This window comes from Pseudomonas cerasi, from assembly GCF_900074915.1.
In the GTDB taxonomy this organism is placed as follows: domain Bacteria; phylum Pseudomonadota; class Gammaproteobacteria; order Pseudomonadales; family Pseudomonadaceae; genus Aquipseudomonas; species Aquipseudomonas cerasi.
Genome location: NZ_LT222319.1, coordinates 2,196,343 through 2,210,435, shown reverse-complemented (window position 1 = coordinate 2,210,435; position 14,093 = coordinate 2,196,343). Strand labels below are relative to the sequence as shown.

Sequence of the window (14,093 nt, the reverse complement as noted above, 5' to 3'; positions counted from 1 at the left end):
GGTTACCCGTATCAACGGCCTTGCGGCCTGTACCCCAGGCGCAGACCACCCCAGTGTCGTCCGTTGACCATGATCGGCACGGACAGGTCGTGCATCAGTTCGCCGGTGTCTCGCGTGTAGGTTTGCAGCAGGACCGGCTGTTGGTGACTGCCACAGCGAATGCCGGTACGGTCATCGAACTTGCGCTTGCTTCGATTACGCGCGTTATCCACCGTCGCATCACCCGTCAAAGGCTGGCTGAAGGCGTTGTTGTGCGTCGGCACATAGCCCTGTTGCGTACAGGCGATGGCAAATACCAGACCTTCATGGCGCGACAGCAGCGGTTCCTGCAGTGCGGGCAATACCTGATCGGTGTAACGGTCGAAACGCGTTGTAAAGCGGGTGGGCGAAGTATTGGCAACGGGTTTGTAATTGCGATCGAACAGGTCATCAAGGCTGACCCGCCCCTGTTCGATATCGGCCTCGAACTTTTCGCTGATCATGCGTGCGCCTTCACGAGCCAGGTCGTAAATGCGCTGGTGGTATTCATCCAGACCGACCTGCGCCAGGCGCTGGCTGATGGTCTCGGCCTGCCCCTCCATCTGCACTGCGGCCTTGGCCAGTTGCCGGGTCTGCTCATCGCTGACGGCAAGATCACTGCGCATATGCTCGACAGCGTCGAACAGGCTTGCCAACTGATCCTGATTGCTCCTCGCGCCCTGCGCGATTTCGCCGACCTGGCTTTCCAGCTCGACCGCAAGCCGGGCGATATTGCCCAGGTGCTCGCCGGTCAGCTCGACCTGCTCGACACCCACGTCCAGATCGGCCGACAGCTCGCGAATTTGCTCCACGACTTGTGCGGTGCGCTGCTGGATATCCGCCACCATCTGCCCGACCTCGCCCGTGGCACTGGCAGTGCGGCCGGCCAGACCACGGACTTCGTCGGCAACCACCGCGAAACCGCGTCCGTGCTCGCCAGCCCGCGCCGCTTCGATGGCGGCGTTGAGCGCCAGCAGGTTGGTCTGGCTGGCAATCGACTGAATGACCAGCGTCACACGCTGGATCTCTTCGCTGCGCTGGCTGAGTGCCTCGATCAGCTCACGGCTGCCGACGGCACGCTTGCTCAGGTGGTGCATGCGCTCGATGGACTCATTCAGCACGCTGCTACCCGATTCGCTGCGCTGCCGCGCCTCGCTGGCAGCAACCAATGCCTGCTGGCTCAACTGGGCCGTCTGTTGCTCGGTGGCGATCATCTGCTCGGCACTGCTGACGATCTGTTCGGCAGCCCCCAGTTGCGATTGCACCTTGCCAGCCAGCCGACCAACGGAAAAGGCCACTTGGGCCGCGGACAGCGCGTTATGACTGGTGGTGCGCGACAGGTCGCGAGTCAGCAAGGCGATATCGCTGTCGCCCACCGCGCTGCCTGGCAGCACTTTCCTGCTGCGCACCAGGCGCGGCAACCAGACCACCAGCAGCGCCAGGGGAACGACGACATACAGCGACAGACCTGCAACGCTCATGGCGGCGAACAGCAGGCACAGGACCACGCTTTGCACCGCTGGCACCCACCACCTCGATGCAGCGTCGGGCGTATCGGCCAGCGGTAATCCGGCTGCCATGGATAGGTTCTCGGCCATGCTGCGTCACCCCGTCTGTCATTGTCGTTATGACGCTATTAAACGCCAGATAACGGCCTTGTGCCATGCGCTGTTGGTCGTAGCGACCGAGCGATGGCGATTAACGCGTTTTCGACAAATCCCGGGCACAACAAAACCGGGAGGCAATTGCTTGCCTCCCGGTCTGGTCACTCAGTCGCTGTTGCCTGCGTATCAGGCCTGGCGCTGGTGCTTGTCGATCTGCTCGTGGCGCTCTTGCGCTTCGATGCAATACTTGGTGGTCGGGCTGATCAGCAGGCGCTTGAGGCCGATTGGCTCGCCGCTGTCGTCGCACCAGCCGAAGGTGTCGTCAGCAATACGCGAAAGGGCCATTTCCAACTGTGGCAGCATGCGCTGGTCGCGATCGATCACGTTGACCAGCCAGTGACGCTCTTCTTCGACCGAAGCGGCGTCAGCCGGGTCGGCAGGCGTGTCCAGGCTCTCGATCGCAATGCGGCTCTGCTCGATACGCTCATGGATCTCGACCTTCATGCCCTGCAACAGCTCGACGAAGAAAGCGTGCTGCTCGGCGTTCATGTAGTCATCGGCCGGCATGGCCAGCAACTTTTCCTTTGTCATTTATTTCTCTATAAAAAAACGTGCATTGAGGAGCGGCCTGACGTTGCCGTTCAAACCAATAATCTCCAAGCGCCACCTGGCACTCAATTTACGAGGGGCGGCAGTCTAAGGCCGGCTAGCGGGCTCGGCAACACAATTGAAGGATTTTTGTACAGCGAATACCGTAAAACCCTTGAAATGCGGGCGAAAGACCTGACCAGCAGGTTGCTTGATGAGGCTCTGACCCACTGGCAGCGAATCGGTTCCTGCAAACTCCAACGCACAAAAGGGCCTTGAAAGGCCCTTTGCTGCAGGTGATTGAATCAGCGCTTGGTCTTGCGCTTGTTGCGATATTGATCGATTACCACGGCCACGACAATGATCAAGCCTTTGATAATGTCCTGAACATAGGCGTCCACACCGACAAAGGTGAAACCGCTGGCCATCACGCCGAGGATCAGCGCACCGATCACCGTACCGGTGATCCGCCCGACCCCTCCGGAAAGGCTGGTGCCACCGATGACCGCAGCGGCAATCGCGTCCAGCTCGTAGGACATGCCCATCCCGGCCTGCCCGGTTGCCGCCCGCGCCGAGGCAACCACACCCGCCAGCCCGGCCAGCAGCCCGGCGATGCTGTAGACAATCACCAGATGGCGCTTGACGTTGATGCCCGAAGTACGTGCCGCCTGCATGTTGCCGCCAATGGCGTAGGTGTATTTGCCGTACTTGGTGTAACGCAGGGCAATATGAAAGATGACCGCCACCACCAGAAAGATGATCACCGGCATCGCGCCCTGGCCGATGGCCGTGTACGAGTCGGAGAGCATGCTCACCGGCTGACCTTCGGTATAGAAGCGTGCCAGACCGCGTGCAGAGACCATCATGCCCAGCGTGGCAATGAACGGCGGAATGCCGGTTATGGCAATGATGCTGCCATTGATGGCGCCCGCCAGCAGCCCGACCCCGAGACCGACAACGACCGGAATCCACACCGGCAGGTCGGTCAGCGACGGGAACACCGCCCGGGAGAAGTCGGAGGTTTGTGCCAGGCTCGCGGCAATCATCGCTGAAAGTGCAAGTACCGAGCCCGACGAGAGATCGATGCCTGTAGTGATGATCACCTGAGTCACGCCAATGGCCAGCAAGCCGATGATCGACACCTGCAGGATCATCAGTACCAGACGCTGGGAATTGAGCAGGAAGCTCTGATCACGGACGATCCAGCCGAACAGTTCAAAGATCAGGCCGATGCCGATCAGCACCAGAAAGATGCTCAGTTCGGTGGGCAGCCGCCGTTTGCTTCGGGTCGGCGTCATGGCCGGTTTATTTTGCAGAATCGCGTCGCTCATGTTCGTTTCCTCTTGTTCTTCTTCTACCGAGCCCTGTAGTGCGAACTCAATGAACCTTGTGGCCGGAGGCCAGATGCATGACTTTTTCCTGGGTCGCTTCGCCACGATCGAGGATGCCCATCATTTCGCCTTCGTGCATGACCATGACCCGGTCACTCATGCCAAGCACTTCCGGCAGCTCCGAGGAAATCATGATGACCGCCATGCCTTCACTGGCCAGCAGGGAGATCAGGCGGTAGATTTCCACCTTGGCCCCCACGTCGATACCGCGTGTGGGTTCATCCAGAATCAGCACCCTGGGGTTGGTCATCAGCCAGCGCGCGAGCAGTGCCTTCTGTTGGTTACCACCGGATAATGTGTCGATGCACTGCTCCAGCGACGGCGTCTTGACCCGAAGCTTTTTGCACATGTCTTCGCACAGTGCGCGCAAGGCCTTCTGTTGCACGAAACCGTTACCGGCATAGTTGGCCAGCACAGCCATCTCCATATTTTCCATCACTGACAGGCATGGAAACAGGCCGGTCAATTTGCGGTCCTCCGTGAGCAGCGCAAAACCCAGTTCAATCGCCTGATGCGGATCGCCGATGTGCACCGTCTTGCCATCGAAGCGCACCTCGCCGCTGTCGCTGGGGGTTATGCCGAACAGGGTCTCGGCGACATTGGTACGCCCGGACCCCATCAGCCCGGCAATGCCAAGCACCTCCCCGGCACGCAGGTCGAAGCTCACGTCCTTGAAAATGCCGTTCAGGCTCAGTTGATTGACGGACAGCAGTACGTCGCCTGCCGGTTTTTCCCGCTCGGGGAACAGCTGGGTCAGTTCACGGCCTACCATCATGGTGATCAGGCTGTCACCGTCCATGCTTTCGGCGCGCTGCAGGCCGATATAGGCGCCGTCGCGAAACACCGCCACTTCGTCGGCGATTTCGAAGACTTCGTTCATCTTGTGGGTGATGTAAATGATGCCTTTGCCCTGGGCACGCAGGTCGCTGATGATCGAGAACAGGTGAGCGACTTCGGTTTCGGTGATCGCCGAGGTCGGTTCGTCCATGATCAGCACGTCCGAGTCGTATGACACGGCCTTGGCGATCTCCACCATCTGCCGCTCGGCAATGCTCAGCGTGCCGACCAGCTCCTCGGGATCGAGCTTGATGCGCAGACGCTCCAGCAGTTCGGCAGTGCAGCGGTGCATCTCGCGGTGATCGACCATGTGCAGGCCGTTGAGCTGTTCGCGACCGATCCAGATGTTCTCGGCAATGCTCATGAACGGCATCAGGTTCAGTTCCTGATGGATCATGGCGATACCCGCCTGCAACGCTGACAGGGGCGTATCGAAGCGGACCGGCTTGCCAAGCAGGCGGATTTCGCCCGAGTCCGGCTGATAGATGCCCGCAATGATTTTCATCAGGGTCGATTTTCCGGCTCCGTTCTCGCCCATCAGCGCCAGCACGCTGCCAGGGCGAACGCGCAATTGCACATCATTGAGCGCAATGACGCCGGGGAAGCCCTTGCTGACATGGCTGATTTCCAGCAGATACGGGGCCTGGGCATCAGGCGCCCCTCCGCCCCCGTCGCCGGACGGCAGATCGCGTTGCGCGGGCGGATTGGCAGTAGCAGAACCGAACATGATCACAACTCCTCAAGCGGCAGGCTGCGGGAGCGCATTGGCATGCCCTCCCAGGCCTGACGATCGTTGTTATTTGAAGGTGGCGACGTTTTCAGGGGTGATCAGGCGATAAGGAATGATGATCGCCTGGGGCTCGACCTTCTCCTTCCTGGCCAGTTTCACCGCGGCATCGATCGCCCCGTCGGCCTGTCCTTTCGCGTCCTGATAGACCGATACGGCCAGATCGCCCTTGGTCACGGCGTTGAGCCCGTCCGGTGTACCGTCGACACCGGCAACGAAAACGCTGCCTTTATCCACGCCTGCCTGCTTCAGCGCCATCGCCGCGCCAATGGCCATTTCATCGTTGTTGGCCAGCACCGCGTTGAATTTTCGGCCCTGGGTAAGCCAGTCGTTGGTCAGGTCCATGCCCTTCTGGCGCAGCCAGGTGCCGGTCTGCTCCTGGTCTATCTTGATGTCCGGGTACTTGGCCAACACCTCTTTGACGCCCTTGGTGCGGTTTTGCGTGGAGTTGTTGGCCAGGTCACCCAGAAGAATCATGACGCTGCCCTTGCCCTTCATTTTGTCGGCGATGTATTGCGCCTGAAGTCGGCCGGCCTCCATGTCATCCGACGTCACTGTGGCGACGCCCGCAGGCAGTTTCGGATCGTCGGGGCGGCGGTTGACGTAGACCAGCGGGATACCGGCGGCGACCGCTTCCTTGGTGATCCGCGCAGTAGCGGCGGTGTCGACCGGATTGACGATCAGGGCGTCGACTTTCTTGTTGATCAGGTCCTTGACCTGATCGAGCTGCTTGTTGACATCAGCGCGGGCATCGACGAACTGCAGGTCCACTTTCTCGGTCGTTGACATGACTTTGGCCTTGGCATTCATGTCGTCACGCAGGTAGGTCAGCCAGGTGTCATCGAACTGCGACATGGCCACACCAATCTTGATATCGGCCAAAGCTGCACCGCTGCCCACCATCAGCGCCATCGCCAATGAGGTCAAAGCAATCTTGGTCTTCATGAGGATCTGTCTCCAAATTATTGTTGTTGTTCGGATGCAGCGAATCAGCGTGACAGGCGGATCCCGGTGGCACCGGGAATGCAGAACAGTTGCGCGTCCTTGTGGCGCACGCACAGGCTCAGGGCGACGACGGTGAGAAATCGCTCCAGGGTCCGGATCCAGAATGACGAGGTGGCAGAACGCTTGGCGGTGACGCCAGAGGTAGGGGTTTTCATCGACAGTACCTATCTTTTGTTTTGTTTTTGTCGGGCTTGCTTCTCGTGCTTTGAAAAACCTTCAAAACGCGAGGGATTCGATAGTCGGCAACCTGAAAACGACTCTATTGGAAAATATTTTCCAATTCAACTGATTTTAGAATTTTATTCCATTTCATTTTATTCGGTTACAGAGACGACAAAGCCCGACGCATGGCAAGCGTCAGGCTCTCTTCGATAACGGGCCGCTGGATGCGCTGCAGCGCGCAATGGCTACAGCACCACAACGCGCCCTTCTCTGGCACTCAGGCGCGCGGCATCCATGATTTGCGCCGAGGCTATCGCATCATGCGGATTGACCGGATTAATACCCTGCTCGTCAACCGCGCTTTGCAACTGGCGGTAGAACTCCAGCCAGCAACCACGCTCCGACGGCACACGCTCGCGATGCTCGCCCTGCTCGAACCAGCCCCAGCGCCGATGCTCCTCGACACCCCAGCGCTCGCCCTCGGACCTTGGCGTAAGCCCGGCAAAGGCGGCCTCTTCCTGACCATCCAGCCCGTCGACGCTGTAACAACCCTTCGCTCCACTGACCCTGAAACGCGGCTTGGCACTGTTTTGCAGGCAGCTGCCGGACAGGTGCGAGGTCACGCCGCCGGCATGGCGCAGGGAAACGAAGAACGTGTGATCCAGTTCGTCGTGCGGCGCAGCGAATTGCAGTTCCGCATACACCCGTTCGACCGGGCCGAACAGCACCAGCGCCTGATCCACCAGATGACTGCCCAGGTCACGCAGCACGCCACCGCCGCTGGCCTTGCCGACAGACCGTGGCGAATAACGCTCGATGCTGGACTCGAACCGGCTGACCGCGCCCAGTGCCTCGCTGTCGAGCAACTTGCGCACAGTGAGGAAGTCCGAATCCCAGCGGCGGTTCTGATAAACGCTGAGCAGCACGCCACGACGCTCGGCCGCGTCCACCAGCTCGCGCGCCTGGGCTGCATCACTGGCGAAGGGTTTGTCGCTGACGACCCCGACACCCAGCTCTATCGCTTCGAGGATCAACGCTCGTCGCGAGGCCAGCGGTGTGGAAATCACCACCACATCAACCCCGGCAGCGACCAGATCGGCCAGCGTATCGAAGGTCGCCACGCCGGGAAGGTCTTTGGCCACTTCCTGCTTGCGCTCTTCGGAGCGTGTGACGACGCCCACAAACGTGGCACCCGGCAAACTTGAAATCAGCGTCGCATGAAAGTAACGCCCGCCTTTGCCATAGCCCACCAGCCCTGCTCGCATGCATGTCTCCTGTATTCCATGAACCTCATGGCCGCAGCCGTCGGTTGTGTAGTTGATGCCGCCGTTTCAACGGAGCAGCTCGCTTTTGACCCGCTCCAGCATGAATCGGCTCGATTCATCTGCGCGTTCCTCCCAGGCAAATACCGCCACTGTGGCAATGCCGTCGAACTTGATGTCCCGCAACGTCGAGAAGAACGCCTCCCAGTTCACCTCGCCCTGGCCGATGTCCAGGTGCTGATGAACCGTCGCCGTCACGCCGGGCGGGTTGACGATGTAGCGCAGGTTGGAAGAAGCCCGGTGATTATAGGTGTCGGCAATGATCAGATGCGTGAGCTTGTCGCCGGCATAGCGCAGCATCGAAGCGATATCACCAACGCCATCGTCGTAGAAGAAAGTGTGTGGTGCCGCGTACAGGTAGTTGATCCAGTCCCGATCGAGCCCGCGAATAATATCCACCGACTCGTTGTTGCGCTCGCAGAAATCGTAGGGGTGCGCCTGAATATCGAGCTTTATACCTTCACGCTCGAAATGCGGCATCAATTCATCCATGGATTTCATGAACTGGTTTTCACAGACCAGCGCATGGTCGGATTGCCCGCTGAACTCGGTATTCATAAGGTCGCAGTCCATCTCAACGGCGACCTGAATGGCACGTTTCCAGTTGCGAACCGCTGCAATACGCAGGTCTTCATCTGGCGCAGCCCAGTGGTACAGCGGCAGCAACGAGGAGAGTTTCACCCCGGCATCACTCAGGGCCTTGCGAAACTCCCTGATCCGCGCCCGATCCACCCGTGGGTATTTGTAAAATGGCATGAAATCTTCACGCGGCGACAGCTCGATATAGTCATAGCCCAGCTCCGCGGTTTTATCGACCATCGCCCCCAGTGACAGATGGCGATACATGTAAGGGTCCAGTGCAATACGCATGATGCCTCCCTTTTATTCCTTTCAAGAGATGTCCTGTTTAACCGCAGGATGGTCAGTTATAGAACACCGGACGCATGGCGAGCGTGATCGGCACGACTGCACCCGTGTTCTGCGCCAGCACGCAGGCATCGGCGGCCACAGCGGCGGCATAGCCGTCCCAGGCCGAAGGGCCGTAGAGGGTCCCCGCTTTGACGCCGTCGATGAAGTCCTGCAACTCGACGTCGTAAGCAGCGATGAAGCGGTCTTTCCAGTCCATCAGAATCGCGTTGGACAGCTTCGCCTCGCTGCGCAACTGGACCTGAGAGGGCTCCGGCAGTCTGGCAATACCCGTCTCGCCGACGACTTCACACTGGATGTCGTAGCCATACTGACAATTGACGAATACTTCGACGTCGATGCGCGTGCCCTTGACCGTTTCCAGCATCACGATCTGCGGGTCCTTCATGTGCGCCAGGGCCTTGCTGGTCTTGCGCGGGAATACCACCTGCACCGACACGTAGTCATCGTCAAGCAGCCAGCGCAGCACGTTGAGTTCGTGAATGAGCGTATCGGTGATGGCCATGTCGGTCTTGTAATTCTCGCCCACCCGCGGGTTGCGGTGCGCGCAGTGGAGCATCAGCGGCTCGCCAATCTGGCCGCTGTCGATCACTGCCTTGAGCGCGCGATAGCCTTGGTCATAAGGGCGCATGAACCCCACCTGTACCAGACGCCTGCCACTGGCGATCTCGGCTTCGACAATGTGCCGGCAGCCTTCGGCAGTGACTGCCAGCGGCTTTTCGCAGAACACCGGCTTGCCCGCAGCGATGGCTGCCAGCACATATTCTTCGTGACTGGGCCCCCAGGAGCAGACCAGGACCGCCTCGACATCCGGCGCGGCGATCAATGCGTGCCCGTCGGCATACACTTCGGCGCCGAGGTCCAGATCGCGCACCACCTTCGCTGCCTGTTCGAGATTGATGTCGGTGACGGCCACCACCTGACTGCCGACCAGCGTCTTGCTGCAACGCCGGATATGATCCTGACCGATTGCGCCTGTACCGATCACGCCGAGTTTCAATGCCATTTTCATGTTCCTTTTTTGTTATTGGATGTACCCGTGAACGGATCACGGGCGCTGAACGATAAAAGTGATCAGTACTGACGAGCCTTGAGCAGCTCGCGATTGAGCTTTTCATACACCTGAGCGGTAGTGCCGGTGGTCGACACTTCGGCAACCCCGACACGCCACCACGACAGGTATTTGTGGATCATCGTCTTGGGCAGGACCTTGATGTCGATCAGCGTCGACACGGTCTGACGTTGCGCATCGGCGAGCGCCTGGCGCAGTTGTTCGGCAGTACTCACCTTGTAGGTCTTGCAGCCATAGGCGGCAGCACTCATGGCGAAATCCACTGGCACAAAGTCACCGTCGAGCTTGCCGGTTTCCGGATTGCGGAAACGGAACTCGGTGCCGAAGCTGTTCATGCCGTGCTCCATCTGCAGATTGTTGATGCAGCCGAAAGTCATGTTGTCCAGCAGCACCACGTTGATCTTGCGCCGCTCCTGGATCGAGGTGGCCAGTTCCGAATGGAGCATCATGTAAGAGCCATCGCCGACCAGCGCAAAGACTTCGCGGTGCGGCGCTGCGAGCTTCACGCCCAGTGCGGCGTTGACCTCATAACCCATGCACGAATAACCGTATTCGACGTGATAGGTGTCGACTCCGGTACTGCGCCAGGCGCGCTGAAGATCACCCGGCAAGCTGCCCGCTGCTGCAACGATCACCGCATCGGCAGGCAGGCTCTGGTTGAGGATGCCCAATACACCACTCTGAGTCAGACACGAACCCGTCAGCTCGATGAAATCGCGCAGCACGGCAGGGTCCAGGTGATCGTTGATTTCCGGGACAAAATCCTCACGCTGGTACTCGACCGCGTACAGGCGATCCACCTCGGCATCCAGCTCGGCACGCGCCGATCGCGGTGCATCGCCCCAGGCCGCACGATAACCGCAGGCCTGGAGGCTTTCGGTCAGCGCCTGCAATGCCATCTGCGCATCGGCCAGGACCTGCACGCCGTCCAGTTTCTGCACATCAAAGGCACCGACATTGAGGTTGAGAAACTGCACATCCGGGTTCTGAAACAGCCATTTCGACGCGGTGGTGAAATCGCTGTAACGGGTGCCTACGCCGATGATCAGGTCAGCCTCTTTGGCCAGCCGATTGGCCGCCAGCGTGCCGGTTTCGCCGATGCCGCCCATGTTCAACGGGTGCGCCGAAACGATGGCACTTTTGCCGGACTGAGTTTCGGCGAACGGGATATCGAAGCGCTCGGCAAAGGCTTGCAAGGCATCCGCCGCACCGGAGTAACGCACCCCGCCGCCGCAGATCAGCAACGGCTTGCGCTTGTCGGCCAATAGCCTCAATGCGTCGTCAAGCATGGCCTTGCTTGGCGGACGCCGGTCGATACGGTGCACACGCTTTTGCAGGAAGCTGTCCGGGTAGTCGTAGGCTTCAGCCTGCACATCCTGAGGCAGCGCCAGGGTAACGGCGCCCGTGTCGGCCGGGTCGGTCAGTACGCGCATGGCATTGAGCGCTGCGCTCATCAACTGCTCGGGCCGGTTGATGCGGTCCCAGTATTTGCTCACCGCCTTGAACGCGTCGTTGGTGCTGATACTCAGGTCGTGAAACTGCTCGATCTGCTGCAGCACCGGATCGGGCTGGCGGCTGGCGTAGACATCGCCCGGCAACAGCAGCAACGGGATGCGGTTGGCCGAGGCCGTTGCCGCAGCGGTGACCATGTTCGCCGCGCCAGGGCCGACCGATGAACTGCACGCGTAGATCTTGCGACGCAGGTGCTGCTTGGCAAAACCGATGGCGGCATGGCACATGCCCTGCTCGTTACGGCCCTGATGGACCACCAGGTCGCCGCTGTCCTGCTCCAGCGCCTGCCCAAGCCCCAGCACGTTGCCATGCCCGAAAATGGTGAAAATGCCGGCGACGAATTTGCTCTGTACGCCGTCGACTTCGACGTACTGGTTATCGAGAAACTTCACCAGGGCCTGGGCCATGGTCAGTCGGGTTGTACTCATGTTCGCACCTTGTTCTTGTTTGAGGTGGCCAGGGTTTAAGCCGGCCTGACGGCTGAAGTCAGTGACGCTGCGAAACGGCTCGTGACAAATGCGTCATGCTTGCCGCTATTGCCTGAGGAATGTCATCCAGCACGTGAACGCTTTCAGCAAACGGTTCGAACGACAGATGCCCCTGATAGCCGCTGTCCAGCAAGCGCTCGATCTGCGACGCATTACCCAGAATGTCGCCTTCGCCGACCAGCACGCGATGACCATCGCGAATGCTGTTGAGCGGTGTCTGCGCATCCTCGACACCGGAGATATGTACCAACCCGGTCAGCTCCGGGAACAGCTCGACCTCGCCGGCCAGATGGTGGTGAAAGGTATCGTGAACCAGTCGGTAAACATCCAGCCCGCCGACAGCTTTGATCGCATCCACCGCTTGACGCTTGAGTCGCAGCGAGCACTCCTCAAAGCCGAGGGGTTCGACGAAGCCGAGAATTCCGTGCTCGCGAAGAATCGGGGCCAAGGCCGTCAATGCGGTGCGTAATCCCGCAGCGCGCTGCGCACCGTTGCGCGGGTCGGCACGGTCATTGAGCGGGCACAGCACCAGACCGCGGGCACCGCAGTCGCGGGCGTACTGCGCCAGCTTCGTCGCCTGGGCAGCGCGCTCCTGGTTCCAGACATCGAACGGGTACAGGGCGTTGATGGACAACACCTCTACCCCCCTGGCAGCACAAAGATCACGGACGACCTCGGGGGCAGTGCCGTCTTCGATCTCGATGCCCTTGAGGTCGTTGCGAATCTCGATGGCATCGGCACCCAGCTCAACCGCCAGGTCGACGAAACTTTCCAGAGACAGGCGCGGCGCGACCATTCGATTAAGGGCGAAACGCAGAGGGTGGTTCATTGTTCTTATTCTCCGCAAACATTCCATTGATGAAGACTATTTGGCAGTCGGCATACTGAACTCGGGGCCTTTGGCGATGCTGTCCGGCCAGCGTTGCATGACGCTTTTGTAGCGGCTGTAAAAACGCAGGCCTTCTTCGCCGTAGGCGTGGTGATCGCCAAACAGCGACCGCTTCCAGCCACCAAACGAATGCCAGGCCATGGGCACCGGGATCGGCACGTTGATGCCGACCATGCCGACCTTGATGCTGCGAGCAAATGCGCGCGCCACGCCGCCATCGCTGGTGAAGCACGACACGCCATTGCCGAACTCATGGGCGTTGATCAGCGCCACGGCGCTGGCGAAATCCGCGACGTGCACGATACCCAGCACCGGGCCGAAGATTTCTTCCTTGTAGATCTGCATCTGCGGCGTGACGTGACGTGATCGAACAGCGTCGCGCCGACGAAAAAGCCCTGCTCGGCACCCGGCACCTTGAAGTTGCGGCCATCGACGATCAGCTTCGCGCCTTCTTTGACGCCCTGATCGATGAAGCCCTCGACCTTGGCCTTGTGCACAGCGGTGACCAGCGGCCCCATGTCCGAATCGGCCTGCATGCCGTTGCCGACCTTGAGCTGGTCGATGCGCGGCAGCAGCTTGTCGATGAGGCGCTGGCCGACATCGCCGACCACCACGGCAATCGAGATCGCCATACAGCGCTCTCCGGCCGAGCCATAAGCCGCCCCGATCAGGGCGTCGGCGGCCTGGTCCAGATCAGCATCGGGCATCACGATCATATGGTTCTTGGCGCCGCCCAGTGCTTGCACGCGCTTGCCATGGGCAGTGCCTTGCTGATGGATGTACTCGGCGATCGGGGTCGAGCCGACGAAGGAAATGGCCTCGATGTCAGGGTGTTGCAGCAACGCATCGACCGCCACCTTGTCACCCTGCACCACATTGAAGACGCCATCGGGCAGACCGGCTTCCTTGAGCAGGCGCGCCATCAGCAGGCTGGCCGATGGATCGCGCTCCGAGGGTTTGAGGATGAAGCAGTTACCGGTCACCAGCGCCATGGGAATCATCCACAAGGGCACCATGACCGGAAAGTTGAACGGCGTAACCCCGGCGCAGACGCCCAGTGGCTGACGCAGGTTCCAGTTATCGATACCACCGCCGATGTTGTCGCTGAAATCGCTCTTCAGAAGACTGGGGGCACCGCAGGCAAATTCGACGATCTCGATACCGCGCACCACCTCTCCGCGCGCGTCGGACAACACTTTGCCGTGCTCGCGGCAAATGATCTGCGCCAATTCGTCATGGTGCTGGTCCAGCAGTTCCTTGAACTTGAACATCACCCGAGCCCGGCGCAGCGAGGACTGCTCGGCCCAGGCCGGAAACGCCGCCTTGGCCGCCGCAACCGCTTCATCCACAGTCTTCACGCTGGCCAGCGCAACACGCGCATGGACCGTGCCGATTGCCGGATTGAAGACATCGCTGTAACGCTCACCCTCGCCATTGCTCAGGTGTCCGTTGATGTAGTGGCCGATCACCGGTGACTCGTTCATCTCATGC

Annotated in this window: 11 protein-coding genes and 1 pseudogene; all 12 read right to left on the bottom strand. The window is 60.1% G+C overall.

The features are described from left to right. Window positions 1–11: 11 nt before the first annotated feature. The 12 genes and pseudogenes from PCPL58_RS12625 to PCPL58_RS12575 all read right to left on the bottom strand — a co-directional run bounded on the left by PCPL58_RS12625 (window position 12) and on the right by PCPL58_RS12575 (window position 14,086). Window positions 12–1,616, bottom strand: coding sequence for a methyl-accepting chemotaxis protein (locus PCPL58_RS12625; RefSeq protein WP_065349533.1), 1,605 nt, complete (start codon window positions 1,614–1,616; stop codon window positions 12–14). A gap of 192 nt (window positions 1,617–1,808) precedes the next feature. Next, window positions 1,809–2,213: a TraR/DksA family transcriptional regulator gene (locus PCPL58_RS12620; protein ID WP_002554078.1), complete on the bottom strand. Its 405-nt coding sequence runs from the start codon at window positions 2,211–2,213 to the stop codon at window positions 1,809–1,811. 302 nt (window positions 2,214–2,515) lie between these two features. Further along, complete coding sequence (locus PCPL58_RS12615) at window positions 2,516–3,541, bottom strand: ABC transporter permease (protein ID WP_003370536.1); 1,026 nt, start codon at window positions 3,539–3,541, stop codon at window positions 2,516–2,518. Window positions 3,542–3,587: 46 nt separating this feature from the next. After that, a complete protein-coding gene (locus PCPL58_RS12610) occupies window positions 3,588–5,165 on the bottom strand; it encodes a sugar ABC transporter ATP-binding protein (RefSeq protein WP_065349532.1) in 1,578 nt (525 codons plus the stop codon). A gap of 69 nt (window positions 5,166–5,234) precedes the next feature. After that, window positions 5,235–6,170, bottom strand: a complete 936-nt coding sequence (locus PCPL58_RS12605; RefSeq protein ID WP_003370534.1) for a sugar ABC transporter substrate-binding protein — start codon at window positions 6,168–6,170, stop codon at window positions 5,235–5,237. A gap of 44 nt (window positions 6,171–6,214) precedes the next feature. Then, the gene (locus PCPL58_RS30860) at window positions 6,215–6,385 is read right to left on the bottom strand and encodes a hypothetical protein (RefSeq protein WP_003370533.1); all 171 of its coding nucleotides are present in this window, start codon (window positions 6,383–6,385) and stop codon (window positions 6,215–6,217) included. A 252-nt stretch (window positions 6,386–6,637) separates the two neighbouring features. Further along, window positions 6,638–7,657: a Gfo/Idh/MocA family protein gene (locus PCPL58_RS12600; protein WP_065349531.1), complete on the bottom strand. Its 1,020-nt coding sequence runs from the start codon at window positions 7,655–7,657 to the stop codon at window positions 6,638–6,640. Window positions 7,658–7,723: 66 nt separating this feature from the next. Then, complete coding sequence (locus tag PCPL58_RS12595; RefSeq protein WP_003349149.1) at window positions 7,724–8,584, bottom strand: sugar phosphate isomerase/epimerase family protein; 861 nt, start codon at window positions 8,582–8,584, stop codon at window positions 7,724–7,726. Window positions 8,585–8,636: 52 nt separating this feature from the next. Then, the gene (iolG, locus tag PCPL58_RS12590; RefSeq protein WP_044308560.1) at window positions 8,637–9,647 is read right to left on the bottom strand and encodes a bifunctional inositol 2-dehydrogenase/D-chiro-inositol 1-dehydrogenase; all 1,011 of its coding nucleotides are present in this window, start codon (window positions 9,645–9,647) and stop codon (window positions 8,637–8,639) included. 68 nt (window positions 9,648–9,715) lie between these two features. Continuing rightward, window positions 9,716–11,653: a 3D-(3,5/4)-trihydroxycyclohexane-1,2-dione acylhydrolase (decyclizing) gene (gene iolD, locus PCPL58_RS12585; protein WP_065349530.1), complete on the bottom strand. Its 1,938-nt coding sequence runs from the start codon at window positions 11,651–11,653 to the stop codon at window positions 9,716–9,718. A 58-nt stretch (window positions 11,654–11,711) separates the two neighbouring features. Beyond that, a complete protein-coding gene (locus PCPL58_RS12580; protein ID WP_065349529.1) occupies window positions 11,712–12,542 on the bottom strand; it encodes a TIM barrel protein in 831 nt (276 codons plus the stop codon). A gap of 36 nt (window positions 12,543–12,578) precedes the next feature. Then, window positions 12,579–14,086 (bottom strand): annotated as a pseudogene (locus PCPL58_RS12575) (CoA-acylating methylmalonate-semialdehyde dehydrogenase). Between the last annotated feature and the right edge of the window lie 7 nt (window positions 14,087–14,093).

Bases quoted from the DNA above. Each gene is read 5' to 3' on its own strand.
- PCPL58_RS12625 (WP_065349533.1), bottom strand. From the start codon at position 1,616: ATGGCCGAGAACCTATCCATGGCAGCCGGATTACCGCTGGCCGATACG.
- PCPL58_RS12615 (WP_003370536.1), bottom strand. From the start codon at position 3,541: ATGAGCGACGCGATTCTGCAAAATAAACCGGCCATGACGCCGACCCGA.
- PCPL58_RS12600 (WP_065349531.1), bottom strand. From the start codon at position 7,657: ATGCGAGCAGGGCTGGTGGGCTATGGCAAAGGCGGGCGTTACTTTCAT.
- PCPL58_RS12620 (WP_002554078.1), bottom strand. From the start codon at position 2,213: ATGACAAAGGAAAAGTTGCTGGCCATGCCGGCCGATGACTACATGAAC.
- PCPL58_RS30860 (WP_003370533.1), bottom strand. From the start codon at position 6,385: ATGAAAACCCCTACCTCTGGCGTCACCGCCAAGCGTTCTGCCACCTCG.
- iolD (WP_065349530.1), bottom strand. From the start codon at position 11,653: ATGAGTACAACCCGACTGACCATGGCCCAGGCCCTGGTGAAGTTTCTC.
- PCPL58_RS12595 (WP_003349149.1), bottom strand. From the start codon at position 8,584: ATGCGTATTGCACTGGACCCTTACATGTATCGCCATCTGTCACTGGGG.
- PCPL58_RS12580 (WP_065349529.1), bottom strand. From the start codon at position 12,542: ATGAACCACCCTCTGCGTTTCGCCCTTAATCGAATGGTCGCGCCGCGC.
- PCPL58_RS12610 (WP_065349532.1), bottom strand. From the start codon at position 5,165: ATGTTCGGTTCTGCTACTGCCAATCCGCCCGCGCAACGCGATCTGCCG.
- iolG (WP_044308560.1), bottom strand. From the start codon at position 9,647: ATGGCATTGAAACTCGGCGTGATCGGTACAGGCGCAATCGGTCAGGAT.
- PCPL58_RS12605 (WP_003370534.1), bottom strand. From the start codon at position 6,170: ATGAAGACCAAGATTGCTTTGACCTCATTGGCGATGGCGCTGATGGTG.